The organism is Mycobacterium sp. MFM001 (assembly GCF_003402475.1).
Lineage (GTDB): Bacteria > Actinomycetota > Actinomycetes > Mycobacteriales > Mycobacteriaceae > Mycobacterium.
The window spans coordinates 188,726-215,556 of record NZ_BFAB01000001.1; the positions used below are offsets into that span (position 1 = coordinate 188,726).

The following is a 26,831-nucleotide window of genomic DNA, read 5'->3' on the forward strand; positions in this document are numbered from 1 at the left end:
GGCCTGATGAACCCCGAGGAAACCCTGCTGGTCGAGACGGTGCGTGAGTTCATCGACAAAGAGGTCAGACCGTCGGTGCGCGAAGTCGAGCATGCCAATGAGTATCCGCAAGTGTGGATCGAGCAGATGAAGCGCATCGGCATTTACGGCCTGGCCATCCCCGAGGAATACGGCGGGTCGCCGGTGTCGATGCCGTGCTATGTGCTGGTCACCCAGGAGCTGGCCCGCGGCTGGATGAGCCTGGCCGGCGCGATGGGCGGGCACACTGTGGTGGCCAAGCTGCTCGCGTTGTTCGGCACCGAGGAGCAGAAGCGCCGTTATCTGCCGGCGATGGCCACCGGCGAGCTGCGTGCCACGATGGCGCTCACTGAGCCCGGCGGCGGCAGCGATCTGCAGAACATGTCGACCACCGCGCTGCCCGACGGCGACGAGCTGGTGATCAACGGCACCAAGACCTGGATTTCCAATGCGCGGCGTTCGGGCCTGATTGCGTTGCTTTGCAAGACCGATCCACGCGCGACGCCACGTCACACCGGCATTTCCGTGGTGCTCGTCGAACCTGGGCCGGGGTTGGCGATCTCGCGGGATCTGCCCAAGCTGGGCTACAAGGGGGTGGAAAGCTGCGAGCTGTCCTTCGACGGCTACCGTGTTGCGGCATCGGCTGTTCTTGGCGGCGTGCCGGGTAAGGGGTTCGCGCAGATGATGAAAGGCCTTGAGACAGGCCGGATTCAGGTGGCGTCACGTGCGCTGGGGGTGGCGACGGCGGCGCTCGACGATGCGCTGGCGTATGCGCAGCAACGGGAGAGCTTCGGCAAGCCGATCTGGGAGCATCAGGCCGTCGGCAACTACCTGGCCGATATGGCGACCAAACTCACCGCCGCCCGCCAGCTCACCCGCTATGCGGCCGAACGCTATGACAGCGGCGAACGTTGCGACATGGAGGCCGGCATGGCCAAGCTGTTCGCCTCGGAGGTGGCGATGGAGATCGCGTTGAACGCCGTGCGCATTCACGGCGGCTACGGTTACTCCACCGAATACGACGTCGAGCGGTACTTCCGCGACGCCCCGCTGATGATCGTCGGCGAGGGCACCAACGAAATCCAGCGCAACGTGATCGCCGGTCAACTGGTCGCCCGCGGCGGAATCTGATGGCCTCCACCTCCGCGCCGAGTGTGCAGTTATGCCACGCTTTTTCGCTCCGGCCGTGCATTAACTCCACACTCGGCAGCGTTCGGACATGTTGAGCTCGCTGCAACGCCGGTTGATCTACTTCCCGTCGCCGGGGCCGCTGCCGCCCGCCAGCGCTGTGCTGCCCGGCGCCGAGGACGTCGTGCTGGACACCGACGACGGGCTGGCGCTGGGCGCGTGGTTCCTGCCCGGCCGTGTGCCCGGGCGTGCGGTGCTGGTATGCAACGGCAACGGGGGCGACCGCACGATGCGCGCGCCGTTGGCTGCCGCCCTGAACGCTGCGGGCCTGTCGGTGCTGCTGTTCGACTATCGCGGGTATGGCGGCAACCCCGGAGAGCCCTCGGAGAAGGGCTTAGCCGCCGATGCGCGCGCCGCCCTGGCGTTCCTGACGGCCCGCGCCGATCGGATCGCCTACTTTGGGGAGTCGTTGGGCGCCGCGGTCGCAGTCCGGCTCGCACTCGAATCTCCGCCGGCCGCTTTGGTGTTGCGGTCACCGTTCACGTCCCTGGTCGACGTCGGCCGGCTGCATTACCCGTGGCTGCCGGTCGGGGCGGTGCTCGTCGATCGCTACCCGTCGATCAGTCGGATCGGCCGGGTGAGCGCACCGCTGTTGGTGATCGCCGGCCAGGCCGACACGCTGGTGCCGGCCAAGCTCAGCCGGCGGCTGTACGAGAACGCCAACGAGCCAAAGGAATTCGTGCTGGTGCCCGGCGCGGACCACAACAGCATCGAATTGCTGGACGGCGCTTTGATGCTCGACGCCGTCACCCGGTTCTTCCGCGAGCACGGTGTGCTCGCCGGTCGCTGAGTGTTACCACTGCACGCCGGTCGAGACGCAGAACTCGTTTTGTTCGGGATCCGACATCCTGACCCATCGGGTTTCGCCGAGGCTCTGCACGCCTTCATCGATGCGACGAGCCCCGAGTGCCTCGAGCCGATCGACCTCGGCCTCGACGTCGTCGACGACAATGTCGAGATGCATGCGGTTCTTTCCCGTTTTCGGCTCGGGTACCGCTTGCAGGAGGAGCGGCGAAGCGCTTCCTTCGTTGGGGACAAGCACAGCGAGATTCGCATCCATGTAGAAGTCGCGATAGCCGAGCGTCTCGCGCCAAAAGGTGGCCAGCCTGTTTGGGTCCTTACAGTCCAGCACGAGCTCGATTGTCGACCTGCGTCCCATCATGCGCCTTTCGCTGCGCGAACCGAGAAGTCACCGCTCGCTTTTCGCGTCCACCAGCCCCCACGCCAATGCGGCGTCGACATCGATCGTCTGCCCGCTCAGCACCAAATACGCTGTGCGCCAACGGCCGATGCGACGGGTGACGCTGACGGTGCCGCCAGCGCCGGGGATCAAACCAAGGCTCAGTTCGGGCAGCCCGAATACCGAATCTGGCGCCGCCACAACCCGTCCGCAGAACGCCGCCATCTCCAGTCCGCTCCCCAACACCCGACCGTGCACCTCGGCGCGGCAGGCCGGCCCGAGCCGGGCGGTCAACTCGTCGAGGACCAGCGCCGGGCTGTAGCGGGTGCGGGCCAGATGCGCGCTGGCGGGATCGCTGAAGGTGCCGAATTCGGCGAGGTCGCCGCCGCTGCAGAACGACGGCCCGTTGCCGGACAACACCACTTCGTCGACGGAGACGTCGTAGCGCGCCACGTCGAGCGCCTCCAGAAGCGCGGCGCGCGCGTCGGTGGAAAACGCGTTGTGTCGCGACGGCCGATTGAACCTGACCCGCAGGGTATTGCCGTCGCGTTCGGCCCGGACCGGGTCGGGGATCTCGGGCATGCTCGCCGGACCGCGATCGGCAAGCCAGCGGGCGAATTCCGGGCCGGATTGCAGCGTCGAATAGGCCAGTGATTCGGTGATCACCCCGCGAAATGCGGGCGCGCCGGGATCTACCGCACGCAGCACGTCGTCACACACGGCGGCAGCCAATGGCCAACGCTCCAGCCGCTCAACGAGTTCGGCGACTGCGGCATCAACCGACAGCACGGTGACCACTCGTCGGTCGTCGCAGGGAGCCTGGCTCAGCGTGAAAGTTGCTTCGTCACTGATGCTCTCGACACCGACGACGATCCCCGCCAGCAACTCGACGACTCTCACGAATACTTCTTGACCAGCTCGCCTTTGACCATCTTGCCGGTCTCGGTGCGCGGCAGCTCCGCTTCGAACGAGATCGACCGCGGACACTTGTAGTGCGCCAAGCGATCCCGCAGCCATTCCAGCAGCTCGTCGGCAAACGTGTGTGTGGCGTCGGCCGGGTCGACGGTCTGCACCACCGCCTTGACGCTTTGGCCCATCTCGTCGTCCGGAATGCCGAACACGGCCGCATCCAACACTTTCGGATGCGTCACCAACATGTTCTCTGCTTCCTGCGGGTAGATGTTCACCCCGCCGGAGATGATCATGTGATGGCGGCGATCGGTCAGGTACAGGTAGCCCTCGTCGTCGACGTAGCCGACGTCGCCGACGGTGACCCAGCCGTGCTTGTCCCGAGAGGCCGCGGTTTTCGTTGCGTCGTTGAGGTATTCGAACGCATAGCCGCCCTCGAAGTAGATCTCCCCGGCCTGCCCCGGCGGCAGCTCGTCGCCGTTTTCGTCGAGGATGTGTATCTGGCAGGCCATCGGCTTGCCCACCGATCCCGGATGGGCCAGCCACTCCTCGGCGGTGATCAACGTCGACCCGATGGCTTCCGATGACGCGTAGTACTCGTCGATGATCGGGCCCCACCAGTCGATCATCTGTTTCTTGATCTCCACCGGGCATGGCGCCGCCGCGTGGATCACCCGCTGCAGGCTCGACAGGTCATACGAATTGCGCACTGACTCAGGCAGTTTGAGCATGCGGGTGAACATGGCCGGCACGAACTGGCCGTGGGTGACCCGGTAGCGCTGGATCGCGTCGAGGCAGCCTTCGGGGTCGAACTTCTCCAAGACCACGGTGGTGATGCCGCCGGCCTGCACGCTCATCGACCACACCGACGGCGCGGTGTGGTAGAGCGGCGCCGGGCTCAGGTAGATCGACTCCGGCGTCATCCAAAAGCCCACCAGCGCCGACATCATGCCGGGCGCCTCGGCCGGTGGCACATGCGGCAGCTCGCGCTTGATGCCCTTGGGCCGGCCGGTGGTGCCCGACGAATACTGCAGCAGGTCGCCCTCGCGCTCGTCGTCGATCGGCGTATCCGGTTGATCGGCAACGCATTCCGGGTAGCGCTGCCAGCCGGCGAGGTCGTCGTCGGCGATCATGAGCAGATCGGGCAACCCGCCCGGCAGATGCTCCGCCAGGTTCTCGCACGTTTTCCGCAGCGCAGCCGAACCGATGATCGCCTTGGCGGCACTGTTGTCGACGATGTAGGCGGCTTCCGCCGCGGTCAGGTGGGTGTTGATCGGTACGTAGTACAAGCCGCTGCGCCGCGCGGCCCACATGACGGCGTGGATGTGCTCGTTGTTCTCCATGAGGATCGCGACCGAGTCACCCTCGACCAGCCCGGCGCGGCGAAAGTAATGCGCCAGCCGATTGGCCCGGGCTTCCAGTTCGTCGAAGGTGATGACCGTGCCCGACGGATGGAGGATGACCGCTGGCTTACCGGTGCCGACATGCTCGCGAATCTGCATGCGCAGACTGTACCGCCGCCAAACTTGACAGCTGTCAAGTGGTGGGGTGTTCGCCGCGAACGTGCGTAGTTGTACGCGAAATCCGGTCCAAACCTGTGCAACTGCGCACGCTCGCGCAGGAGGGTGACTAGCTCAGCCGCTGCTTGAGGGCCTCGAACTCGTCCTTGACGCCGGTCGGCAACTTCTCGCCGATGAACTCGAACCACTCCTCGATCATCGGCAGTTCCTGGCGCCATTCGTCGGCCTTGACCTCCAGCGCCCGCTCCACGTCGGCGCGCTCGACGTCCAGCCCGTCGAGCTCGAGGTCGTCAGCGGTGGGCACGATGCCGATCGGGGTGTCCTGCCCGCCCGCCTTGTGCTCGATACGGTCGACGATCCACTTGAGCACCCGGCTGTTCTCACCGAAGCCCGGCCACAGGAACTTGCCGTCGTCGCCGCGGCGGAACCAGTTGACGAAGAACACCTTCGGCAGCTTGGACTCGTCGGAGTTCTTACCGAGGTCCAGCCAGTGCTGGAAATAGTCGCCGACGTGGTAGCCCAGGAACGGCAGCATCGCCATCGGGTCGCGGCGCACAGTGCCGACCTTGCCCTCGGCGGCGGCGGTCTGCTCGCTGCCCATCGTGGCGCCCATGAACACGCCGTGCTGCCAGTCGCGGGCCTCGGTCACCAGCGGCACCGTCGTCTTGCGACGGGCACCGAACAGGATGCCCGAGATCGGCACGCCCTGCGGGTCGTCCCACTCCGGTGCCAGGATCGGGCACTGCGACATCGGCGTGCAGTACCGCGAATTCGGGTGTGCCGCTTTGGTTTCCGTTTCCCGGATGATCCAGTCGTTGCCCTTCCAGTCGATCAGGTGATCCGGCTCGCCTTCCAGGCCTTCCCACCACACGTCGTTGTCGTCGGTGAGCGCCACGTTGGTGAAGACCGTGTTGCCGCCGGCGATGGTGCGCATCGCGTTGGGGTTGGACTTCCAGTTCGTCCCCGGCGCGACGCCGAAGAAACCGAACTCGGGGTTGACCGCGTAGAGCCGGCCGTCCTTGCCGAACCGCATCCAGGCGATGTCGTCGCCGAGCGTTTCGGCGCGCCAGCCCGGGATGGTCGGCTGGATCATCGCCAGGTTGGTCTTTCCGCACGCCGACGGGAACGCCGCGGCGAAGTAGTAGGCCTTATTCTCCGGCGAGATCAACTTGAGGATCAGCATGTGCTCGGCCAGCCAGCCCTCGTCGCGAGCCATCGCCGAGGCGATCCGCAGCGAGTAGCACTTCTTGCCCAGCAGCGCGTTGCCGCCGTAACCCGAGCCGTAGCTCCAGATCTCGCGGGTCTCCGGGAAGTGGGTGATGTACTTGGTGTCGTTGCACGGCCACGGCACGTCTTTTTGGCCGGGCTCCAGCGGCGCCCCGACGGAATGCAGCGCCTTGACGAAGAAGCCGTCGTCGCCCATCTTCTCCAGGGCGGCCTTGCCCATCCGGGTCATCACCTTCATCGAGACGACGACGTACTCGGAGTCGGTGATCTCCACGCCCAGCTTGGGGTCGTCAGCGCCGAGCGGGCCCATGCAGAACGGCACCACCCACATCGTGCGGCCGCGCATACAGCCGCGGTAAAGCTCGGTCAGGGTCGAGCGCATCTCCGCGGGGTCCATCCAGTTGTTGGTGGGCCCGGCGTCTTCCTTGCGCTCCGAGCAGATGAAGGTCCGGGACTCCACCCGCGCCACGTCGGACGGGTCAGAAAGCGCCAGGTAAGAGTTGGGGTGCTTCTTCTCGTTCAGCTTCTTGAAGGTGCCCGCCTCGACCAGCTGACTGCAGAGCCGCTGCCATTCCTCGTCGGAGCCGTCGGCGAAGACCACCCGGTCCGGCTGGGTGAGCTCGGCGACCTCCGCCACCCAGGACAGCAAGCCCTGGTGGTTCGTCGGCGCGGTATCCAGACCGGGGATGGTCGCTGAGGTCATGTGAGTCTCCTGCAATCTCGTCATTCTCGTGCGTGTCACGGCTGCGAAGGTTTGCAAAACAGCTTTGCGATCCTTAACACAGGTTATCGCGGGCCGTATACCCAAATTGGCTCGGGCGTGTATCAGCTCACTCACAAGAACGATTCAGATCGCCTCATCTGCCCCAATTGTCGACACGGAAGCCGCGTCGGCAGCCTCACCGAGCTGAGCGCGAACGGCGTCGAGCGCGGCTTGCAATGTCGGCATCTCCCGGTCGCGCAGCGCAGCCGCGCGGGCGGCCGCGACGGCGTGTTCACGCAGTTCGGTGTCGACGACGCTCACCTGGTCGGCCACCCGGGCGCTTTCGGCCTCGTCCTGCTCGCCGAGCGCCGCGCTCAAGGCCGATTCGGCGGCCAGCACCCGGGTAGCCACCAGCTGCTCGACCGCCGAGCGCAGCGACCCGGTGGCCTCGCCAACCCAGCGGTCGAGCACCGCGCGGTCGGCGAGCAGGCCTCGGGTGCCGACCACCCAGACGGTGACCGCCAGGCCGATCGCCACACACGCGACGATGCCCGCCGCGGTCAAGCCGGGCGCCAGGTCCAGCAGCAGCCGGCTGAGCGTCAAGGCCACCCCCAGCCCGAACCCGGCGCCCAGCAGCATCATTAGCCGGGTCTCCAGCCGCCTTGACTTCAGCGGCGGCGCACCGATCTCCACCTGCGGCAACTCGGCGGTGGGCGGCTCCACCGCCAGCCCCAGCGCCTGCGCGACGTCGGTCAGATGCGCGGTGGTGCCGTCGTCCACCTCGGTCACCACCTGCTCGACGCGGCCGCGGGCATAGGCCTCGAACTCCGGCAGTTTGCGCCGGGAAAGGCCGGCCGCATCCTCCTGCAACTCCGAACGCACTGAGGCGCAGCGGTTGCGGGCGAAGTAGGACAGCTGCACGCGTGCCTGCTGGACCTGGCTGCGCAGCGCGATCGTGCGCTCGGATTTAGATAACCGCCGCTGCCGCAGCACGGCGTTGCGCTGCTCGCGCAGGGCCTCGACCCGCGCCCGGCGGCCGGCGCCTTCGGCATCACGGTCATACCGGCTGGCGATGGTCTGCAGCCGGGACTCCCAGGCGCGCAACCTGTTTCGCCGGGCAATGTCGGGGTCGGCCAGTTGCTCTTCGACCGCGACGACCAGTTCGTCGACGCGCGGTTCGCCGCGTTCGGGCGCTGCGGCCGCGCCCACCCAGCGCACCCGGCCGTAGCGCGGCGCGTGCGCGGCCAGCATGTCGCGGTCGGCGGCCAGCACGTCGCGCCAGTTGCGGTGGACGTCGATCTTGGACACGACGGCGACGACGGGGTCGGTGTCGGTGGCCGCGGCGTCGAGCAGTGCGGCGTCGGATTCGGTCAGCACCGCGGCCGCGGACACCACGAACACCACGGCGCTCGGCGCCTCGCCGGGCGCCAGGTCCGCCGACTCGACGAACGTGTGCTCGGGCAGCCGTTCGCGCAGCACGGCGGCCACGCCGCTGACCCCAGCGAGCCACGGCCCGGTGACCAGCACCGCGTCGCGGCGCGCGATGACGGGCGCACTCAGCCGCGGCCCGATTGCGCCGACCATCGCGTCGACGTCGGCGACCGGATCGGTCATGGCGATCCCCCGGTGTGCGACCAGAGCCGCAGCGATCCGCGGGCGATGTCGGCGCCGCAGGCACGGTGGATGCCGCTCACCGGTCCGCAGCCGTAGCGCTGCCAGCGCACCGCGCGGCGCAGGTGCGCCGCGGGGCTCTGGCAGCGGTCGACGTCTAGGCCGGCGGCTTCGACGACGTCGACGGCGGCGGCCATCCGGGCGATCACCGTGTCGTCGCGCGACAGGAATTCGGCGGCGCGCGAGTCGGTGACGGCCAGCGCCTCCAGCTCGGCGACGGCGTCGAGCATCCGCCGGTAGTGCACCTCGGCGCCGAGGGCCGCCAGCTTGGCCAGCACGGCGTCGATGCGGCTCAGCCTGCGCAACCGGGCCCGAACCTGGGCCTTCGATGCGTCCTGGCGGATCGCGGCGAGCGCCTGTGCGATGCCGAACAGGTCGAGCGTGTCGAGCAGCCGGCGGCGGACGTCAACCGGCACCGGGTGGATGCCGGCCACGAAGCTGTCCGGAGAACGGAGGTCGGCGGGCCGGGCTGTCAGCGCCCGCAGCGCATCCCACATCTTGTCGTCCAGTACGGCCACAGCGAGCAATCCCACCATCGGCTGGCTCGGCACGCCCAGCGCGGCCAGCGGTTCGCGGGCCAGGTCTGCCTTGTTCTGCACGACGAGCACCGGCAGTTGGGCCGCCGCGACCTCGGCTCGGTCCTCCGGCTTGACCACCTCGGCGATCACGTGGACCTGCAAATCGGCATCGGGGGTCACCGGGACCCCGGCCTCCGCTAGCGCGTGTGCGACGGTACGGCGGCCCACGCCGCAGCGCCCGGATACGGCGACTCGCAGCGGCGCGGCGAGCGGCTCGATGATCGCGGCCCAGCGGGCGTCGGCGGCATATCGCGCCAGCTCGTCGATGAAACCCCGGTGCCGCTGTCCGCTCATGTCCCGCCCATTGTCCCTGAACCGGCCCGCTGAACCGGCGAGCGCCGCTCCCACTCGCATCGTGACATCCGCCGCGTCGGGGCGCGAGCCAGTACCAGCCAAAGGCAACTGTTGGGTATCAATCTGTACCGCGGTGCGGCTACACCATAGGTATATGGGTAACGATGGACCAATGCACGCACAGTCCGGGGTCCAGGCGCGCCCGGATACCGGCGTGCCAGCGCCGCGCTCGGCCAGCGGCTATCCCCGGACCACCAGCTTCCGAACCCGGCGTTCCGCCCTCTCGGCCGCCCAGCAGCGGACCTGGGACCGGTTGTGGCCGCAACTCGGCATCATGGCCCGCAGCTCCGACGGGCCGGCCGATCCGCTGGACATCCCGGCGTGGTTCGGCCGGGAAGCGCCGGTGGTTCTCGAAATCGGTTGCGGCACAGGGACTTCCACTCTCGCCATGGCACAGTCCGAGCCGGACGTGGACGTGATCGCGGTCGAGGTGTACCGGCGCGGGCTGGCGCAGCTGCTGAGCGCCATCGACCGGGAGAACGTCGGCAATATCCGCCTGATCCGCGGCGACGCCGTCGACGTCCTCGAGCACCTCATCCCCTCGGGCACATTGACGGGGGTGCGGGTGTTCTTCCCCGACCCCTGGCCCAAGGCCCGCCACCACAAGCGCCGGCTGCTGCAACCGCCCACCGTCGCCTTGATCGCCGACCGGTTACGGCCCGGCGGTGTGCTGCACGCCGCCACCGACCACGCCGGTTACGCCGAGCAGATCGCCGAGGTCGGCGACGCCGAGCCGCGGTTGCGGCGGGTCGGTCCCGACGAGCCGTCGCTGCCGATCTCGGTGGTCCGTCCGACCACCAAGTACGAGACCAAGGCACAACATGCCGGCAGCGACGTCACCGAATTGCTCTGGGAAAGAAACAGTCCATGAGCCTGACCGAAGAAACGGACGCCGTGATGCCCGCGCTGGCGGAACCGGCCGGCGCCGACGCCGTCGGGCCGGGTGGCCGGCGGGTGCTGCTGGTGTGGGACGCGCCCAACCTGGACATGGGGCTGGGCTCGATCCTGGGACGCCGGCCCACCGCGCTGGAACGGCCCCGCTTCGACGCGCTGGGCCGCTGGCTGCTGAGCCGCACCGCCGAGGTGGCCGCCGACCGGCACGACGTGTCGAGCGAACCCGAGGCCACCGTGTTCACCAACATCGCGCCGGGCAGCGCCGAAGTGGTTCGGCCGTGGGTGGATGCCTTGCGTAACGTCGGATTTGCCGTCTTCGCCAAGCCGAAGATTGATGACGACTCCGATGTGGATACCGACATGCTCCAACACATCGCGCTGCGCAACCAGCAGGGTCTGGCCGCGCTGGTGGTGGCCTCCGCCGACGGTCAGGCCTTCCGGGAACCGCTGGAAGACATCTCGCGCGGCGGGGTACCCGTCCAGGTGCTCGGATTTCGCGAACACGCGAGTTGGGCGTTAGCGTCGGATACCTTGGAGTTCGTCGACCTGGAGGACATCGAGGGTGTTTTCCGGGAGCCGCTGCCGCGAATCGGACTGGATTCGCTGCCTGAGCAGGGGGCGTGGCTGCAGCCGTTCCGGCCGCTGTCGTCGCTACTGACCTCGCGTGTCTGACAACTCAAAAGCAATGCGCGGGTCGATACAGATCCAGTAAGGAGCTTACGTGTTCGCCTGGTGGGGCCGAACTGTATACCGCTACCGGTACATCGTCATCGGGGTCATGGTGGCGCTGTGCCTTGGCGGCGGCATCTTCGGGATGAGCCTGGGCAAACACGTCACTCAGAGCGGGTTCTACGACGACGGCAGCCAGTCGGTGAAGGCGTCGATCGTCGGCGACCAGGTCTACGGTCGCGACCGCACCAGCCACATCGTCGCCGTCTTCACCGCGCCCAAAGGCAAGACAGTCGACGACCAGAAGTGGTTCAACAGCATCAAAGACGGACTCAACAACGTCAAACGTGACCACTCTGGCCAAGTGCTCAGCTGGGTGGGCTACTTCACCAACCCCGACGTGCTGCGCAACATGGCGGACGCCGACAAGCAGCACGCGTTCGCCTCGATCCAGCTCAAGGGCGACGACGACGACACCATCCTGAAGAACTACCAGGCCGTCGAGCCCAGCCTGCAAAAGCTCGATGGCGGCACGGTCAAATTGGCCGGCTTGCAGCCGATTGCCGACGCACTGACCGGCACCATCGCCACCGACCAGAGGCGCATGGAGGTTCTGGCGCTGCCGCTGGTGGCGGTGGTGCTGTTCTTTGTGTTCGGCGGTGTGGTGGCCGCCGGGCTGCCGGTGATGGTCGGCGGCTTGAGCATCGCCGGTGCGACGGGCATCCTGCGGGTGGTCACCCTCTTCGGTCCGGTGAACTTCTTCGCCCAGCCGGTGATCTCGCTGATCGGCTTCGGTCTCGCCATCGACTACGGGCTGTTCGTGGTGAGCCGCTTCCGCGAGGAGATCGCCGAAGGCTACGACACCGAGGCCGCGGTGCGCCGCAGTGTGATGACGGCTGGTCGCACCGTGGTGTTCTCCGCGGTGCTGATCATCGTCTCGAGCGCCAGCTTGCTGGTGATGCCGCAGGCCTTCGTGAAGGGGCTGACGTACGCCATCTTCGCGGCGGTGGGGTTGGCGGCGCTGCTGTCGATCACCCTGCTGCCGGCCTGCCTGGGTGTGCTGGGTCCCCACGTCGACGCGCTCGGAGTGCGAACCCTGTTGCGCGTGCCGTTCTTCCGTAATTGGAAGCCGATGAACTGGTGGCTGAACTTCCTGGCCGACAAGACTCAGAAGACCAAGACCCGCGAGGAAGTCGAGGGCGAGTTCTGGGGCAAGCTGGTCAACGTCGTGATGAAGCGGCCGCTGGCGTTCGCCGTCCCGATCGTGATCGCGATGATCCTGCTGATCATCCCGCTGGGCAAGCTGTCCTTCGGCGGTATGAGCGAGAAGTACCTGCCACCGGACAATTCCGCTCGGGTCGCCCAAGAGCAGTTCGACAAGATCTTCCCCGGGTTCCGGACCGAGAAGCTGACGCTGGTCATCGAATCCGACAACCACAAGCCCGTCACCGACCAGCAGGTCGCCGACGTCCGCAACAGAGCGATGTCCATCAGCGGGTTCGTCGAGCCGGACAACAACCCGGCCGACATGTGGAAGGAACGCCCTGTACTGCCGGGCGCGTCGAAGGACAAGTCGGTGCGGGTGATCGAGAACGGACTGGTCAACCGCAACGATGCCGCGCAGAAGATCAAGGAGCTGAGGGCGATCCCCGCCCCCAAGGGGCTCAGCCTGCTGGTCGGCGGCACCCCCGCGCTCGAGCAGGACAGCATCCACGCCTTGTCCGCCCAGGGACCCTTGATGCTGGTGATCCTGCTGACCGCCACGACGCTGTTGATGTTCCTGGCGTTCGGGTCGGTGGTGCTGCCGATCAAGGCCGCGGTGATGAGCGCGTTGACCATCGGGTCGACGATGGGAATCCTGACGTGGATCTTTGTCGACGGGCACGGTGCCGGGTTGCTGAACTTCACCCCGACGCCGTTGATGGTGGTGGTCATCGCCCTGGTGGTCGCGGTCGGCTGGGGCCTGGCCACCGACTACGAAGTGTTCCTGGTCTCCCGGATGGTGGAGGCACGGGAATCCGGCATGTCCACTTCCGAGGCCATTCGGATCGGCACGGCCACGACCGGTCGCTTGATCACCGCCGCGGCGCTGATCCTAGCCGTGGTCGCCGGCTCGTTCGTGTTCTCCGACCTGGTGATGATGAAATACCTGGCGTTCGGCCTGATGGCGGCACTGCTGCTGGACGCCACCGTGGTGCGGATGTTCCTGGTGCCGTCGGTGATGAAACTGCTCGGCGACGACTGTTGGTGGGCGCCGCGCTGGATGAAGCGGCTGCAGACCCGGCTCGGGCTCGGCGAGATCCACCTGCCCCCCGAGCGCAAGCGGCCCACACAGCGTCGTTCCGACCGGGTTGCCGTCGCGGCGCGCGGGCCGGTCGCCACCAAGCCGCGACCGCCGCACGACCCCACCCACCCGTCCGCGGAAGGCGCCGCCCGCCCGCGGTCGGCCCCGCGGCCGGAGTACCGGCCGCCGCGTCAGGACACGCCCTCGACGGCAGGCACCACCCGGATGCGGACCCCGACACCGCCGGAGTCTTCAGAAGAGCCGGAGACGACACGCTTCGCGGCACCGAAGAACGCCGCACCCGAACCCCGCGGCGGCGAAGGCCGGCCCAAGCCGTCGGGCCCGCCGCCGCAAGACCGCGAGATCGAGTCCTGGCTCAGCGAACTGCGTGGACCCAAACCCGCTGAGCGCCAGGCTCCGCCGCCGCAGCCGCCCGCCGGCCCGACGCAGTCGGGCGACGAGGAAGAAGCCACCACGGCCATCCCCACCGCGCCGCCGGACGACGACTCCGATATGGCCACCGAGAAACTGAACTCCCGGGCGCGCAACGCCGCAGACCCCGAAAAGGTCCGGCAGCGTCGCGGCGGGGGGTTGAGCGCGCAGGACCTGCTGCGCCGCGAAGGCCGCTTCTAACTACTGGGCTCGGCGGCAGTTTCGGCTTCGACTTCGTCCGGCTCTGCCTCCATCACCGACTCGCCCTCCTCGGTCAGCGCGTCGGCCTCGGCGGCGGGCTCGCGCGCCAGCAGCACCTTGAACGCGTTGTTGAGGAACGCCACCGTCGGGACCGCCAGCAGCGCGCCGACGATCCCGGCCAGCACACCGCCGGTCGAGATCGCCAACACGACCGCCAGCGGGTGGATCGACACCGCGCGGCCCATCACCAGCGGCTGCAAGATGTGCGCCTCGAGCTGGTTGACCCCGATCAGCACCCCGAGCGTGATCAGCGCATAGACGAATCCCTTAGCCAGCAAGGCGACCACCACCGCCAGGAAGCCGCTGACCACCGCACCGACCAAGGGGATGAAGGCACCGAGGAACACCAGCGAGGCCAGCGGCAACGCCAGCGGCACACCCATGATCGCCAGGCCGGTGCCGACTCCCGCCGCGTCGACCAGTGCGACCAAAAACGTGGCGCGGATATAGCCGATCAGCGAGCCGTAGCCGGCCCGGCCGGCGGCGCGGACCCGCTCTCGTGCGGCGACCGGAAAGATCTTGGTGACGTACTGCCAGATGTTGCGGCCGCCGTAGAGGAAGAAGATCAGCGTGAACAGCATCATCAACGCGGCCGTGAGGATCTCGGTGATGGTCGCCGCGGTGGACAACGCGCCGCTGGTCAGCTTCGCCTGATTGTTGCGCAGCGCCTGGATCGCGGCGTTGCCGGCGTTGTCGATCTGTTGGCGACTCAGATGCAGTGGTCCCTCGATCAGCCACTTACGGGTGGAGTCGATGCTCTGCGTCACCTGGTCGACCAAATCCGGTAAGCCGATCACGAATTCGCTGATGACGAACGACAGCATGCCGCCCAGAATCGCGAAGCCGGCCAACAAAACCAAGGTCACCGCGGCGCCGCGCGGCAGACGGTGGCGGTCCAGCCAGTCCACCATCGGCACCAGCAACGCGCTGAGCATCAACGCCACCAGAACCGGGACGACGATGATTTCCAGCTTTTTGACGACCCAGAGGAATGCGACGACGGCGAGCAAGATCACCAGCAACCGCCAGGCCCAGGCGGCTGTCTTGCGGACGAGGGGCTCGACGGAGTCGTCGATCGACGGCATGCGGCCAGCCTAATCTGCGCAGACACCGACACGGCGCGATGCGCAGCAACGATCCTGGCGCGACCTGCGCGGCTACCCTAAACCACGTGTCGCACGACGCGCCGCCACACAACGTCGACGGTCAGGCCGAAGCGCCCGCCCACGGCAAGTACTGGTGGCTCCGTTGGGTGATCCTGGGGATCGTCGCCGTGGTTCTCGCGGTCGAGGTGGCACTGGTGTGGGATCAGCTGGCCAAGGCGGCCAACAGCCTCTACTCGGCGAAGTGGTACTGGTTGCTGGCCGCGGCGCTGGCAGCCGCCGCGTCGATGCACAGCTTTGCGCAGATCCAGCGCACTCTGCTGAAGTCGGCCGGCGTCGAAGTCAAGCAGTGGCGCTCGGAAGCCGCTTTCTACGCCGCCAACTCGCTGAGCACCACGCTGCCCGGCGGGCCGGTGCTGTCGGCCACGTTTCTGCTTCGGCAGCAACGGATTTGGGGCGCATCGACGGTGGTGGCGTCCTGGCAGCTGGTGATGTCGGGTGTGCTGCAGGCGGTGGGGCTGGCGCTGCTCGGTCTGGGCGGCGCGTTCTTCCTCGGCGCGAAGAACAACCCGTTCTCGCTGCTGTTCACCCTCGGTGGGTTTGTCGCGCTGCTGTTGCTGGCGCAGGCGGTGGCGTCGCGGCCGGAGTTGATCGACGGGATCGGCGTGCGGGTGCTGTCCTGGGTCAACTCCGTGCGCGGCAAGCCCGCCAGTACCGGCATCGACAAGTGGCGGCAAACCCTCGACCAGCTGGAGTCGGTCAGCCTGGGCCGCCGCGACCTTTCGGTGGCGTTCGGGTGGTCGCTGTTCAACTGGATCGCCGACGTGGCGTGTCTGGGCTTCGCCGCGTACGCGGCAGGCGGCAACGCGTCGGTGGCCGGGCTGACGGTCGCCTACGCCGCGGCGCGCGCCGTCGGCACGATACCGCTGATGCCGGGCGGGCTGCTGGTCGTCGAGGCGGTGCTGGTTCCCGGTCTGGTCTCCAGCGGCATGTCGTTGCCCGACGCCATCTCGGCCATGCTGATCTACCGGGTGATCAGCTGGTTGTTGATCGCGGCGGTCGGCTGGGTGGTGTTCTTCTTCATGTTCCGCACCGAAAACGAGGTCGAGCCCGACGGCGAGGCGGACTCGGCGGACCAGGCTCCGCCGGCCGATCCGGGCGACGGGGCGCTCCAAGGCCCGCTGCCGCCACCGGACCCCGAAACCGGGGGCCGGGCCGCTACCTGACGACGACGGGTGCTGTCGGGCCGGGCGCCGGTCCCGCCGGTGCCACCGGGGCGCCGCCGGTCGGAGCGCCGCCCACCGGGCCGGCCACCGGCGACACCGGAGCCGCGCCACCACCGGGCAGCCCGTTCTGCGCACCCTGCATGAGGCCCAGCACCTGCGGAATGCTGATCGGCAGCTTGCACTTGGTCGACAGCGCGGTCAGCGGCTGCGAAATGCTCTGCAGGTCGCTGGCCACCTTCGGGTTGGCGTCGAAGTACGACTTCAGGGAGTTCACCGACTGCGGTCCGGCGGGCTGCTGCAGGACGTTGGTCATCGCCTGGTTGGTCTCCGGATGCGAGTCCAGGTAGTCACCTGTCGACTTGGCCACCGAGCCGACCGTGCGAGCCATCTCACTGGCGGCGCACGGATCGGATGCACCGACGGCCGACGGCACAGCCGATGCGACGATGGCAGCGCCGCCCAGCGCGGTGGCGGTCAGTACGCCAAAGAGCCTGCGGCGCAACGTCGCACTCGTCGTCATGAACACTCCTTAAGGGCTTGCGGGCGCAGGTCATCGCCACATGGCAGTGGGATCTGATCCCCGACCCGAAACGCCCACCGGACATCCTGCCATCCGTTGCGGCGCCGCCGCCAATCCTGACGAGGCAAGCCGGGTAGCAGGTAACGGCCGCCGATACCGAGTCGTTGCAGCTCAGCGACGCGAAGCCCGGATACTTTACAGCAGGCTGCGGTAGGCTCGCCTGCACGAAACGCGGAAAGCGGGGAGGGCGGCCATCCAGCAGTTCATGATGCGCCTCAGCAGCAACCTGCGTCGCTTCCGCTGGCTGGTCTTCACGGGTTGGTTGCTCGCGCTGATCCCTGCCATCTATCTGACGGTGTCCCAGTCGGGTCACCTCACCGGCGGCGGCTTCGAGGTGGCCGGGTCGCAGTCGCTGCGGGTCCATGACGAACTCGAGGCCCATTACCCCGACCAGGGCACGTCGCCGCTGGCGCTGGTGGCGGCACCGCGCGCCGACGCCAGCTTCGAAGACATGAACGACGCCGTCGCGATGCTCAAGCGGGTCGCCGGCGAGGTCCCCGACGTGGCGATCGTGCCCAACCCGACGCAGCGGGCGCCGCAGCCCGACCGGCCCTATGTGCTGTCGCTGCGGCTGGATTCCAACAACAACAGCGCCAGCGACGCCGCCAAGAAGCTGCGCACCAAGGTCGGGGTGCAGCGCGACAAACCCGGGCAGATCGAAAACGGCCGGGTGCGCCTCTACGTCATCGGCCAGGGCGCGTTGTCCACGGCCGCGGCCGCCAACACCAAACACGACATCGCCGCGGCCGAGAAATGGAACCTGCCGATCATCCTGATCGTGTTGCTCGCGGTGTTCGGGTCCCTTGCCGCCGCCGCGATCCCGCTGGCGCTGGGCATCTGCACGGTCGCGATCACGATGGGTCTGGTCTATCTGCTGTCGGCCTACACCACGATGTCGGTGTTCGTCACCTCGACGGTGTCGATGTTCGGTATCGCGCTGGCTGTGGACTATTCGCTGTTCATCCTGATGCGCTTCCGCGAGGAGCTGCGCGCCGGACGCCAGCCCCAGGAAGCCGTCGACGCCGCGATGGCCACCTCCGGGCTGGCGGTCGTGCTGTCCGGGATGACCGTCGTCGCCTCGCTGACCGGCATCTATCTGATCGACACCCCGGCGCTGGCATCGATGGCCACCGGCGCGATCTTGGCGGTCGCGGTGGCGATGCTGACCTCGACGACGATGACGCCGGCGGTGCTGGCGACGTTCGGCCGGGCGGCTGCCAAGAGGTCGGCTGTGCTGCACTGGTCGCGGCGGCCCGAGACCACCCAGTCACGGTTCTGGACGCACTGGATCAGCTGGGTGATGCGCCGGCCGTGGGCGTGGGCGCTGGCTGCCACGATGGTTCTGCTGGCCATGGCGGCGCCGGCGTTGTCAATGGTGCTGGGCAACAGCCTGCTGCGGCAGTTCGACTCCTCACACGAGATCCGCGCCGGGGTAGCCGGGGCCGCCGAGGCGCTCGGGCCCGGCGCGCTGGGCCCGGTGCAGGTGCTGATCACCTTCGGAGGTGGCGACGCGTCCTCCCCCGGCCACAGCCAGGCGCTCGGGGCGCTGCGACAGGAGATCGCGCAGGCACCCGACATCGTCACCGTGGCGCCACCGGTGTTCGCCGACGACAACAGCAGCGCAATGCTTTCCGCGGTGCTCGCCGTCGATCCCGAGGATCTGGGCGCCCGCCACACCGTGGACTGGATGCGGGCCCATCTGCCGGGACTGCCCGAGGTCGGCTCGGCTCAGGTGGCCGTCGGTGGCCCCACTGCGCTGATCAAAGACTTCGACGACCAGGTGTCGCGGACCGAGCCGTGGGTGTTGGTATTCGTCGCGCTGATCGCATTCGTCATGCTGCTGCTCTCGATCCAGTCGGTGTTCCTGGCGTTCAAGGGCGTGCTGATGACGGTGCTGTCGGTGGCAGCCGCCTACGGCAGCCTGGTGATGGTCTTCCAATGGGGGTGGTTGGAGAAACTGGGTTTCGCTCCGATCACGTCAATCGATTCCACGGTCCCGCCGCTGGTGCTGGCGATGACGTTCGGCCTGTCGATGGACTACGAGATCTTCTTGCTGACCCGGATCCGGGAACGGTTCCTGCAGACCGGCCACACCCGCGACGCCGTCGCCTACGGGGTGAGCACCAGTGCCCGCACGATCACCAGCGCGGCGCTGATCATGATCGCGGTGTTCATCGGCTTCGCGTTTGCGGGCATGCCGCTGGTCGCCGAAATCGGGGTGGCCTGTGCGGTCGCGATCGCGGTCGACGCCACCGTGGTGCGGCTGGTGATGGTGCCGGCCCTGATGGCGATGTTCGACCAGTGGAACTGGTGGCTGCCCGCCTGGCTGCACCGCATCCTGCCGTCGGTGGACTTCGAAAAGCCGCTTCCCATGGCCGATCTCGGCGACGTGGTGATGATCCCCGAGGACATCTCCGCGCCGGTCGTGCCGGGCGCCGACCTGCGGATGGTGCTCAAGTCGGCGGCCAAGCTCAAACACCTTGTCCCCGACGCGATTTGCGTGGCCGACCCGCTGGCGTTCACCGGGTGCGGCCGCAACGGCGATCTGCGGGGACGGGTCAAGGGCAGCGACGACGCCGCCACCCACCGCGTCGCCATGGCCGCTGCCACCAACGGGTCGGTGACCCGCAAACTCGTCGGCGGCCTGCCGCACCGCAACGGCGCCGGGCGGCCGGTGCACCCGGTCACGCTGTGGCGCGGTCGGCTCTCCGTCGCGCTCGACGCGCTGCAAAGCGAACGCCGAGCCGACCACCCCGCCTTCGAGCGGCGCAGCCCGGTGGAAACCACCCACGTGCAGTTGCCCACCGGCGACCGCCTGCAAATTCCCACCGGCGCCGAAACGCTACGTCTCAAGGGCTACCTGATCATGTCGCGCAACAGCAGCCGCGACTACGCGGAATTTGCTGAGCTGGTCGAAGCGATGGAGCCCGAAACCGCCGCGGTCGTGCTGGCCGGGATGGACAGGTACTACTGTTGTCAATCAAACAAGCGACAATGGATCGCTACCCAGTTGGTTCGTCGGCTCGCGGATCCACACCCGTCCGATGTCGAGGACGATCAGTGGCCCGAACCGGATGGGAAGGCAGACTGGGAGGAGGTCAGGCAGCGCTGCCTGTCGGTGGCGGTGGCGATGCTGGAGGAGGCGAGGTGACGTTGGCATCGGACCGACGCCCCGGACCGGCGCCGCATCGGTCCCCCGCCGCCCCGCGCCCCCGCCCGGCGCCGCAGCGGCCTGCGTACGCCGACCAGCCCGTCGAATTCTGGCCCACCTCGGCGATTCGCGCCGCGCTGGAAAGCGGCGACATCGCCACCTGGAAGCAGATCGCGGTCGCGATCAAGCGAGACCCATTCGGCCGCACCGCGCGTCAGGTGGAAGAGGTGCTCGAGCGGGCCCGCCCCTACGGCATCTCCAAAGCGCTCGCCGAGGTGCTCGACCGCGCCCGCGCGCACCTCGAGGCCAACGAGCGCGAAGAAGTAGCCCGCCACGTGCACCTGCTGATGGACCGATCCGGGTTGGGCCCAAGGGAATTCGCGTCGCGCATCGGCGTGCCCGTCGAGGAGCTGGCCGGCTACCTCGACGCCAGGGTCAGCCCGTCGGCGTCGCTGATGATCCGGATGCGACGCCTGTCCGACCGGTTCGCCAAGTCGCGGTCGCGGCGCCCATCGGACAGCGAATGACGGCTCGGCCCGAGGACGCGACACTGCGGCGGATCCTGGCCGACACCCGCACGATCGCGGTGGTCGGCGCATCGGCGAAACACAGCCGGCCGAGCTACGAGATTTATTCGTACCTGGTGTCGACCGGCGAGTACGAAGTGTTTCCGGTCAACCCGACGATCACCGACATCGACGGCGCGCGGGTATATCCGCGGCTGGCCGACCTCCCGGTGATTCCCGACATGGTCGACGTCTTCCGCCGGTTCGACGAGCTGCCGGCCGTGCTGGCCGACACCCTCGCCCTGCAACCGCACCCGAAAACGCTCTGGCTGCAGCAGGGGCTATGGCACGAGCAGGTGGGCCGCGACGCCGAGGCCGCCGGGCTGCAGGTGGTGATGGACCGTTGCCTGATGGTCGAGCACGCGCGGCTGTCGTCCTGAGCCATCAATTGGGCGATCCGTTCGCTTCGACTCGTCGAACGTGGGGGATATGCACGAAAAGCGGGCGGTTTGTGTGCATTTCCCCCACACTCGACACGTGACTCGGGACGCTACCGCGAGTTGATCGGCGACCAGTCGAGCACCAGCCAGCTGCCGCTGTCCTTGCTCAACGCCACCCGCACCGCCGGGCTCGCGTGCTCGGGCGGCTGCCCCGGCACATCCTGGGTGACCCGCAGGATCACGTCCACCAGGGCCGCCGACGGTCCGATCGCTTCGACACCGGCCGCCAGTGTCTGGGCCTGGGCAGTGACGTGGCGACGGGCCAGGTCGGCGCTGGACTTGGCGTACTGCTCCTTCAGCGCTCCGGCCTTGTCGGGCGCCATCATCGCCGCGGCCCGGTCGATCGACGCGGTCGGGGCGCCCGGGGAGAACGACGCCGCCGCCTCCGCCATCCCGGTCGCGATCCGCACCACGTCGGCCGAGTCGCGTTTGAGCTCGCGGTCGGGCGTCGTCCAGCGGTAGTACCCGGTCAGCACCGCGGCCACCAGCGCCGCCGCGCACAGCGCCGCGACGATCAGCCGCAGCAGCGGTGCCTCGTCGTCGGTGCCCACGGTGACCGAATCCCGTCGCAGCAGCCAGAAATTGACCAGGATGCCCTCGACGATCAGCAGGATCAGCGCCGAGCACGTCGCCACCCACCACAGCGGCCAGGCCAGCACCACGCCGATCGCCAGCAACGCCGCGATCGCCGCCAGCGGCGCCGCAACGTCGAACGCCGCCACCCGCCACGCGTTTCTCATCGGATCGACCCCAGTTGTGAGATCAGCAGCCTGCCGTCGACGTCTGACACCGCCAGCCGCAGATTCCAGTGCACGGTCTGCGGCTTGCCGCCGACGTTCTCGCTGACCGACGTGGCGACCACCATGACGGTGTCGGTGCGTCGGGCGATTCCTGCCGGCAGCGGGTCGGCCGGCCGGCGGCCCGGCTGGGCGTCCGGCTCGTGGTGCACCGTTTCGATCGCGACGGCCTCGATCTGGCCGGTGCTGCGGGACTGCAGGCGCTGCACCACCTGCCGGTAGGGCTGCATGGCGGAGTCGAAGTCGGCGTTGAGTTCCCCCACGGTGCCGTCGTGCAGCCGCTGTAGGTTGGCGTCGACGTTGTCGGTGTTCATGTTGATCAGCACGCCGGTCCACTCGGCGGCGGTCTGCATGACGCGGCTCTGGTAGCGCCGCTCGTCGACGTCGCCGCGGTGTGTGGTCCAGATCAGCACGCCCAGCGCGATCGCCGCGACCGACAGCACGCCCAGCACCGCGGAGGCGATGCCGTACGCGGAGAACAGCGGGCCGCCGGGCGTTTCCTCGGCGGCCGGCTCGGTCTGCGTCTGCTCCCCCTCGTCGGGCATGGCCGTGAGGCTACCTGCCGGTCGGTGGTAAGGATGGCAGGGTGACTGTTGAAGCAATCCACTCGGGCATCGACCTGAGCAATGTCGACGCTGGTGTCCGCCCGCAAGACGACCTGTTCGGTCACGTCAACGGCCGCTGGCTCACCGAGTACCAGATCCCGCCCGACCGGGCGACCGACGGAGCCTTCCGCTCGCTGTTCGACAGGGCAGAGGAGCAGGTCCGCGACTTGATCACCGAACTCAGCGAGCAGTCCGCGACGGCCGGCACCGACGAACAGCGCATCGGCGACCTCTACGCGAGCTTCCTCGACGAGGACGCCGTCGAACGGCGCGGCCTGCAGCCGCTGTTCGACGAGCTGGCGCTGATCGACGTCGCCACCGACACCGACGAATTGGCGGCCGTGGTCGGGGCGTTGCAACGCACCGGCGTCCGCGGCGGAGTCGGCTTGTATATCGACACCGACGAAAAGAACTCCGCCCGTTATTTGGTGCACGTCAACCAGTCGGGCCTCGGTCTGCCCGACGAGTCTTACTACCGCGACGAGCAGCACGCGGAGCTGCTGGGCGGCTACCCGGGCCACATCGCGCGGATGTTCGCACTGGTGTACGGCGGCGACGCGGCGGACCATGCCGAAACGGCCGACCGCATCGTGGCTTTGGAGACCAAGCTGGCCGCCGCGCACTGGGACGTGGTCAAGCGCCGCGACGCCGAGCTCACCTACAACCTGCGCACGTTCAGCGACCTGTCCACGGAGGCACCAGGCTTCGACTGGCCGGGCTGGGTGAGCGCACTGGGCAGCACACCGGATGCGGTCGCGGAACTCGTTGTGCGCCAACCGGATTACCTCACCGAGTTTGCGGCGCTGTGGGACAGCGAGGAGCTTGACGACTGGAAGCGTTGGGCGAGTTGGCGATTGATCCACGCCCGCGCCGGGCTGTTGACCGACGCGCTGGTGCGCGAGGACTTCGCGTTCTACGGCCGAGCGCTGACCGGCGCCGAAGAGATCCGCGAGCGCTGGAAGCGCGGTGTGTCGATGGTCGAGGGCCTGCTCGGCGATGCCGTCGGAAAGCTTTACGTGCAAAGGCATTTCCCGCCGGACGCCAAGGCCCGGATGGACGCGCTGGTCGACAACCTGCGCGAGGCGTACCGGATCAGCATCGAGGGCCTGGAGTGGATGACGCCGCAGACCCGGGAACGTGCGCTGGCCAAGCTCGACAAGTTCACCGCCAAGATCGGCTATCCGGCCAAATGGCGCGACTATTCGGCGCTGGTGATCGACCGCAATGACCTCTACGGCAACTACCAACGCGGCTACGCGGTCAACCACGACCGCGAACTCGCCAAGCTGGGCGGGCCTGTCGACCGCGACGAGTGGTTCATGACCCCGCAGACCGTCAACGCCTACTACAACCCGGGGATGAACGAAATCGTCTTCCCCGCAGGCATTTTGCAGCCGCCGTTCTTCGACCCGCAGGCCGACGACGCCGCCAACTACGGCGGTATCGGCGCGGTGATCGGCCACGAGATCGGGCACGGCTTCGACGACCAGGGCGCCAAATACGACGGCGACGGCAATCTGGTCGACTGGTGGACCGACGACGACCGCGCCGAGTTCGGCGCCCGCACCAAGGCGTTGATCGAGCAATACGACGGCTACACGCCGCGTGCACTCGACAACGGCCACCACGTCAACGGCGCGTTCACCGTCGGCGAGAACATCGGTGATCTGGGTGGTCTCTCAATAGCACTGCTGGCGTATCAGCTGTCGCTGAACGGCCGTCCCGCCCCGGTGATCGACGGGCTGACCGGCGTCCAGCGGGTGTTCTTCGGCTGGGCGCAGGTGTGGCGCACCAAATCCCGTGACGCCGAGGCGATTCGGCGTCTGGCGGTCGATCCGCATTCCCCGCCGGAGTTCCGCTGCAACGGCGTCATCCGCAACATCGACGCGTTTTACGATGCGTTCGACGTCGCCGAGAACGACGTCCTCTACCTGGAGCCGGCCCGCCGGGTGCGCATCTGGAATTAATGGCGAGAAGACGCAAAAAGCCCCGACACGCCGAGGCGTGCGGGGCTTTTGCGTCTTCTCGGCGACCTAGAGCTGCCAGTCGTTGGAGCCGTCGTTCTTGCTGTAGGTGCCGACGGAGTTCTTCACGACGATGGGATCGCCGGTGCCGAAGTTGTCGAAGAACCACTTCGCGTTGGCCGGGCTGATGTTGATGCAGCCGTGGCTGACGTTCCGCTTGCCCTGATCGGACACCGACCACGGCGCGCTGTGCACGAAATCGCCGCTGTTGTCGAACATCACGGCGTTTTCGACATTCACCTTGTAGCCGTAGGTCGAGTCGACCGGCACGCCGTAGGTGGTGGAATCCATCACCACCTTGGCTTTCTTGTCGAGCACGTAGTAGGTGCCGTTGGCCGTCTGGTGGCCACCGGCCGCCATTCCCATCGACATCGGGATGGTCTTCTCCACGGTCCCGTTGCGGGTGACGGTCATCGTGTGCGTGGCGTCGTCGGCGGTCGCCACCAGCGCGTCACCGGTGTGGAAGTCCGACGTGGTGCCCGCGGCGTCGATGTGCACGTTGGTGTGGGCCGGCCAGAAGTTGATTGGCCGCCACCGCACCTGAGTGGGGGTCATCCAGTAGAACTTGCCCGGCACCGGCGGCGTCGACGAGATGTGGATCGCCTGCTCGGCCATCGGCTTGTCGGCAATCGGCCGCTGGAAGTTGATGATGATCGGCTGGGCGACGCCGACCATCGAGCCGCTGACCGGAGTGAACGTCGGCGGCAGGAACGGCGGCTGGCCCGTGAAGGGCTCCGGGTTCTGCCCGGCCACCGGACCCGCGGCGGCCGCAGGCTGGGTCGCCGGTGCTGCCGGCGCCGCGGGGGGCGGGCCGGCCAGCGGGTCGGCCGGCGGTGGCGCGAACGGGTCGGCCGGGGGTGGCGGCGCCAGCGGGTCAGCCGGTGCGGGTTCTGCCACGCCAGGGTCGCCGGGCGGCGGTGGCTGGTCGGGATCGGCCAGCGCCGAACCGGTGCCCAGCGTCAGCACAGCGGTCAATCCGGCTGTGCTGAGCGCGGCGACGAGAGTTCCCCTCGTCCATCGCGACATATGCATACCTCCAGTCACAGTCCCAACCAGTGTGGCATAGCGCGGAGAGCAACCCGGGATTCAGCGGCCGCCCTACATCCCCCGTCATCGCGCTGACCTGCGCTAATACGTCATCGGCCGGACGGCCGGAAGCGTTACTCGTGGTCGGCGGGCACGTCGAAGATGTGCCGGCTCGCGGTCATCCCCGCCAGCGCGAAGCCCATCAGAACCGCCGACGCGGCCAGCATCACCGGCACGCTGTGTTCGTAGAGCAGCCCACCGGCCAGCGAACCGGCCATGATGCCGACCTGGAACGCCGTGACATACAGCGACGACGCCCCGTCGGGGTCACCCGCGGCGTTGCGCATCGCCGTCGACTGCAGCATCGGCGACACCGCGGTCGCCATCGCACCCCACAGCACGATCGCAGCCGTCCCCACCAGCGCCGTCGCGACGGTGGCCCGCCCACCGAACGCCAGCGCGGTCAAGAGCACGAACGCCGTCGCCAGCCCCGCCATGCACACGATGACCGCGCGTTTGGGTCGACGGTCCAGCGGCCGCGCCACCACCGGCACTGCCACCAGCCCGGCGATCCCGTAAACGGCCAACACCCACGCCAGATTGGGTCCCCGCACGCCCACGACGTCGCGGATGACCACCACGATGAAGGTGTAGGACACGAAGTGGCCGGTGACGGCCACCATTGTGAGCAAACTCACCGCCCACAGCCGGCCGTTGCGGTGGTGGCGGGCCCGCGGGCCGACCCGCTCGAGCTGCTCCGCCGACAGCACCATCTCCGGCAGCACCAGCCACGCGGCCAGGGTGACGATCGCCGCCGCGACGGTCACGCACACCACGGCCCACCGCCAGCCCCACATCAGGCTCATCGCCGCCGTCAGTGGGCTGCCCACCACCAGCGCCAGGCTGGTGCCCACATAGATCGCCGTCGTCGCACGTCCGGCGTGGCTGGGCGGCACCAGCCGCGTCGCGATCGGCGCGATGACCGACCACATCAGGCCGTGCGTGATCGCGCACAGCACCCGTCCGCCGGCCAGCACCGCGAAGTTGGGCGCCAGCGCCGACACCAGCTGCGACATGGTCAGGCAGGCCAGCGTCAGCAGCAGCGTCCGCCGGCGCGGCCAGTGCGCGGTCCAGCGCACCAGCGGAATCGTCGTCAACGCCGCCACCAGGGCGTACCAGGACAACAGGGTGCCGACCAGAGCGAGGCTGACGTGCAGATCTCGGGCAATGGCGGGCAGCGCGCCCACCGGCACGATCTCGGCAGTGACGTAGATGAATGCCGCGGCCGCCAGCACCGACAACTGCACCGCGATCCGCGGCGTCCACGGTCCGCTGCGAAGGGTTTCGGTTTCGGCGGTCATCAGGGCTGCACTAACCGTACGCACTCCCCCCACGACCAGCACTCAATCATGGGTATTCGGGCGT

At 68.0% G+C, this 26,831-nt stretch carries 22 protein-coding genes; 10 read left to right on the forward strand and 12 right to left on the reverse strand.

Annotated elements, in window-relative coordinates:
• Nucleotides 1-6 precede the first annotated feature (6 nt).
• Together MFM001_RS00890 and MFM001_RS00895 are read left to right on the forward strand one after the other, a co-directional pair.
• Nucleotides 7-1,149: an acyl-CoA dehydrogenase family protein gene (locus MFM001_RS00890; protein WP_116372633.1), complete on the forward strand. Its 1,143-nt coding sequence runs from the start codon at nucleotides 7-9 to the stop codon at nucleotides 1,147-1,149.
• Between the two features lie 88 nt (nucleotides 1,150-1,237).
• Nucleotides 1,238-1,996, forward strand: a complete 759-nt coding sequence (locus tag MFM001_RS00895; protein ID WP_116372635.1) for an alpha/beta hydrolase — start codon at nucleotides 1,238-1,240, stop codon at nucleotides 1,994-1,996.
• A gap of 3 nt (nucleotides 1,997-1,999) precedes the next feature.
• Here the strand turns inward: MFM001_RS00895 and MFM001_RS00900 are convergent, their stop codons facing one another.
• The 6 genes from MFM001_RS00900 to MFM001_RS00925 form a co-directional block, all read right to left on the reverse strand.
• On the reverse strand, nucleotides 2,000-2,365 hold the full coding sequence (locus MFM001_RS00900; RefSeq protein ID WP_116373527.1) for a VOC family protein: 366 nt from the start codon (nucleotides 2,363-2,365) through the stop codon (nucleotides 2,000-2,002).
• Nucleotides 2,366-2,395: 30 nt separating this feature from the next.
• The gene (locus MFM001_RS00905; protein WP_192886845.1) at nucleotides 2,396-3,286 is read right to left on the reverse strand and encodes an enoyl-CoA hydratase/isomerase family protein; all 891 of its coding nucleotides are present in this window, start codon (nucleotides 3,284-3,286) and stop codon (nucleotides 2,396-2,398) included.
• The gene (gene fadD4, locus MFM001_RS00910; protein ID WP_116372639.1) at nucleotides 3,283-4,797 is read right to left on the reverse strand and encodes a fatty-acid--CoA ligase FadD4; all 1,515 of its coding nucleotides are present in this window, start codon (nucleotides 4,795-4,797) and stop codon (nucleotides 3,283-3,285) included. Before fadD4 ends, MFM001_RS00905 begins: the two co-directional genes overlap by 4 nt.
• A 127-nt stretch (nucleotides 4,798-4,924) precedes the next feature.
• Nucleotides 4,925-6,745 carry a phosphoenolpyruvate carboxykinase (GTP) gene (locus tag MFM001_RS00915; RefSeq protein WP_116372641.1) on the reverse strand — a complete coding sequence of 607 codons (1,821 nt, stop codon included), beginning with the start codon at nucleotides 6,743-6,745 and terminating at the stop codon, nucleotides 4,925-4,927.
• Between the two features lie 144 nt (nucleotides 6,746-6,889).
• On the reverse strand, nucleotides 6,890-8,359 hold the full coding sequence (locus MFM001_RS00920; protein WP_116372643.1) for a hypothetical protein: 1,470 nt from the start codon (nucleotides 8,357-8,359) through the stop codon (nucleotides 6,890-6,892).
• On the reverse strand, nucleotides 8,356-9,288 hold the full coding sequence (locus MFM001_RS00925) for a hypothetical protein (protein ID WP_116372646.1): 933 nt from the start codon (nucleotides 9,286-9,288) through the stop codon (nucleotides 8,356-8,358). Before MFM001_RS00925 ends, MFM001_RS00920 begins: the two co-directional genes overlap by 4 nt.
• 154 nt (nucleotides 9,289-9,442) lie before the next feature.
• On the opposite strand from MFM001_RS00925, the gene trmB reads away from it, so the two are divergent.
• Genes trmB through MFM001_RS00940 form a run of 3 tightly spaced genes read left to right on the forward strand, consistent with a single transcriptional unit; the run spans nucleotide 9,443 to nucleotide 13,828 of the window.
• Entirely contained in the window at nucleotides 9,443-10,219 is a 777-nt protein-coding gene (gene trmB, locus MFM001_RS00930; RefSeq protein ID WP_116372648.1) for a tRNA (guanosine(46)-N7)-methyltransferase TrmB, read from the forward strand.
• The gene (locus MFM001_RS00935) at nucleotides 10,216-10,914 is read left to right on the forward strand and encodes an NYN domain-containing protein (RefSeq protein WP_116372650.1); all 699 of its coding nucleotides are present in this window, start codon (nucleotides 10,216-10,218) and stop codon (nucleotides 10,912-10,914) included. The genes trmB and MFM001_RS00935 overlap by 4 nt, the downstream gene beginning before the upstream one ends.
• A gap of 49 nt (nucleotides 10,915-10,963) precedes the next feature.
• Nucleotides 10,964-13,828, forward strand: a complete 2,865-nt coding sequence (locus tag MFM001_RS00940; protein ID WP_116372652.1) for an MMPL family transporter — start codon at nucleotides 10,964-10,966, stop codon at nucleotides 13,826-13,828.
• Here the strand turns inward: MFM001_RS00940 and MFM001_RS00945 are convergent.
• Nucleotides 13,825-14,973 (reverse strand): AI-2E family transporter, encoded by a 1,149-nt coding sequence (locus tag MFM001_RS00945; RefSeq protein ID WP_116372654.1) that lies wholly within the window; start codon nucleotides 14,971-14,973, stop codon nucleotides 13,825-13,827. The genes MFM001_RS00940 and MFM001_RS00945 overlap by 4 nt on opposite strands.
• 86 nt (nucleotides 14,974-15,059) lie before the next feature.
• On the opposite strand from MFM001_RS00945, the gene MFM001_RS00950 reads away from it, so the two are divergent.
• The gene (locus MFM001_RS00950; RefSeq protein ID WP_238158826.1) at nucleotides 15,060-16,217 is read left to right on the forward strand and encodes a YbhN family protein; all 1,158 of its coding nucleotides are present in this window, start codon (nucleotides 15,060-15,062) and stop codon (nucleotides 16,215-16,217) included.
• Here the strand turns inward: MFM001_RS00950 and MFM001_RS00955 are convergent.
• Nucleotides 16,210-16,737, reverse strand: a complete 528-nt coding sequence (locus tag MFM001_RS00955; protein WP_116373529.1) for a hemophore — start codon at nucleotides 16,735-16,737, stop codon at nucleotides 16,210-16,212. The two genes, MFM001_RS00950 and MFM001_RS00955, sit on opposite strands and share 8 nt — an antisense overlap.
• A 265-nt stretch (nucleotides 16,738-17,002) precedes the next feature.
• Here MFM001_RS00955 and MFM001_RS00960 point away from each other — a divergent pair, with 265 nt between their 5' ends.
• From MFM001_RS00960 to MFM001_RS00970, 3 genes are read left to right on the forward strand one after another with little or no spacing between them, the layout of a single operon-like run.
• Nucleotides 17,003-19,948 (forward strand): MMPL family transporter, encoded by a 2,946-nt coding sequence (locus MFM001_RS00960; protein ID WP_116372658.1) that lies wholly within the window; start codon nucleotides 17,003-17,005, stop codon nucleotides 19,946-19,948.
• Nucleotides 19,945-20,475: an XRE family transcriptional regulator gene (locus MFM001_RS00965; RefSeq protein ID WP_116372660.1), complete on the forward strand. Its 531-nt coding sequence runs from the start codon at nucleotides 19,945-19,947 to the stop codon at nucleotides 20,473-20,475. Before MFM001_RS00960 ends, MFM001_RS00965 begins: the two co-directional genes overlap by 4 nt.
• Nucleotides 20,472-20,894 (forward strand): CoA-binding protein, encoded by a 423-nt coding sequence (locus MFM001_RS00970; protein WP_116372662.1) that lies wholly within the window; start codon nucleotides 20,472-20,474, stop codon nucleotides 20,892-20,894. The genes MFM001_RS00965 and MFM001_RS00970 overlap by 4 nt, the downstream gene beginning before the upstream one ends.
• Nucleotides 20,895-21,004: 110 nt before the next feature.
• Here the strand turns inward: MFM001_RS00970 and MFM001_RS00975 are convergent, their stop codons facing one another.
• Nucleotides 21,005-21,694, reverse strand: coding sequence for a hypothetical protein (locus MFM001_RS00975; protein WP_116372664.1), 690 nt, complete (start codon nucleotides 21,692-21,694; stop codon nucleotides 21,005-21,007).
• Nucleotides 21,691-22,296 (reverse strand): hypothetical protein, encoded by a 606-nt coding sequence (locus tag MFM001_RS00980; protein WP_116372666.1) that lies wholly within the window; start codon nucleotides 22,294-22,296, stop codon nucleotides 21,691-21,693. Before MFM001_RS00980 ends, MFM001_RS00975 begins: the two co-directional genes overlap by 4 nt.
• A gap of 41 nt (nucleotides 22,297-22,337) precedes the next feature.
• Between MFM001_RS00980 and MFM001_RS00985 the strand changes: the two genes are divergently transcribed.
• The gene (locus MFM001_RS00985; protein WP_116372668.1) at nucleotides 22,338-24,323 is read left to right on the forward strand and encodes a M13 family metallopeptidase; all 1,986 of its coding nucleotides are present in this window, start codon (nucleotides 22,338-22,340) and stop codon (nucleotides 24,321-24,323) included.
• 66 nt (nucleotides 24,324-24,389) lie between these two features.
• Here MFM001_RS00985 and MFM001_RS00990 read toward each other — a convergent pair whose 3' ends face one another.
• Together MFM001_RS00990 and MFM001_RS00995 are read right to left on the reverse strand one after the other, a co-directional pair.
• A complete protein-coding gene (locus MFM001_RS00990; protein WP_116372670.1) occupies nucleotides 24,390-25,406 on the reverse strand; it encodes a L,D-transpeptidase in 1,017 nt (338 codons plus the stop codon).
• Between the two features lie 134 nt (nucleotides 25,407-25,540).
• The gene (locus MFM001_RS00995; RefSeq protein WP_116372672.1) at nucleotides 25,541-26,767 is read right to left on the reverse strand and encodes an MFS transporter; all 1,227 of its coding nucleotides are present in this window, start codon (nucleotides 26,765-26,767) and stop codon (nucleotides 25,541-25,543) included.
• Nucleotides 26,768-26,831 lie beyond the last annotated feature (64 nt).

Bases quoted from the DNA above. Each gene is read 5' to 3' on its own strand.
- MFM001_RS00915 (WP_116372641.1), bottom strand. From the start codon at position 6,745: ATGACCTCAGCGACCATCCCCGGTCTGGATACCGCGCCGACGAACCAC.
- MFM001_RS00990 (WP_116372670.1), bottom strand. From the start codon at position 25,406: ATGTCGCGATGGACGAGGGGAACTCTCGTCGCCGCGCTCAGCACAGCC.
- MFM001_RS00945 (WP_116372654.1), bottom strand. From the start codon at position 14,973: ATGCCGTCGATCGACGACTCCGTCGAGCCCCTCGTCCGCAAGACAGCC.
- MFM001_RS00890 (WP_116372633.1), top strand. From the start codon at position 7: ATGAACCCCGAGGAAACCCTGCTGGTCGAGACGGTGCGTGAGTTCATC.
- MFM001_RS00935 (WP_116372650.1), top strand. From the start codon at position 10,216: ATGAGCCTGACCGAAGAAACGGACGCCGTGATGCCCGCGCTGGCGGAA.
- MFM001_RS00960 (WP_116372658.1), top strand. From the start codon at position 17,003: ATGATGCGCCTCAGCAGCAACCTGCGTCGCTTCCGCTGGCTGGTCTTC.
- fadD4 (WP_116372639.1), bottom strand. From the start codon at position 4,797: ATGCAGATTCGCGAGCATGTCGGCACCGGTAAGCCAGCGGTCATCCTC.
- MFM001_RS00955 (WP_116373529.1), bottom strand. From the start codon at position 16,737: ATGACGACGAGTGCGACGTTGCGCCGCAGGCTCTTTGGCGTACTGACC.
- MFM001_RS00975 (WP_116372664.1), bottom strand. From the start codon at position 21,694: ATGAGAAACGCGTGGCGGGTGGCGGCGTTCGACGTTGCGGCGCCGCTG.
- MFM001_RS00995 (WP_116372672.1), bottom strand. From the start codon at position 26,767: ATGACCGCCGAAACCGAAACCCTTCGCAGCGGACCGTGGACGCCGCGG.
- MFM001_RS00900 (WP_116373527.1), bottom strand. From the start codon at position 2,365: ATGGGACGCAGGTCGACAATCGAGCTCGTGCTGGACTGTAAGGACCCA.
- MFM001_RS00970 (WP_116372662.1), top strand. From the start codon at position 20,472: ATGACGGCTCGGCCCGAGGACGCGACACTGCGGCGGATCCTGGCCGAC.
- MFM001_RS00980 (WP_116372666.1), bottom strand. From the start codon at position 22,296: ATGCCCGACGAGGGGGAGCAGACGCAGACCGAGCCGGCCGCCGAGGAA.
- MFM001_RS00925 (WP_116372646.1), bottom strand. From the start codon at position 9,288: ATGAGCGGACAGCGGCACCGGGGTTTCATCGACGAGCTGGCGCGATAT.
- MFM001_RS00920 (WP_116372643.1), bottom strand. From the start codon at position 8,359: ATGACCGATCCGGTCGCCGACGTCGACGCGATGGTCGGCGCAATCGGG.
- MFM001_RS00895 (WP_116372635.1), top strand. From the start codon at position 1,238: ATGTTGAGCTCGCTGCAACGCCGGTTGATCTACTTCCCGTCGCCGGGG.
- trmB (WP_116372648.1), top strand. From the start codon at position 9,443: ATGGGTAACGATGGACCAATGCACGCACAGTCCGGGGTCCAGGCGCGC.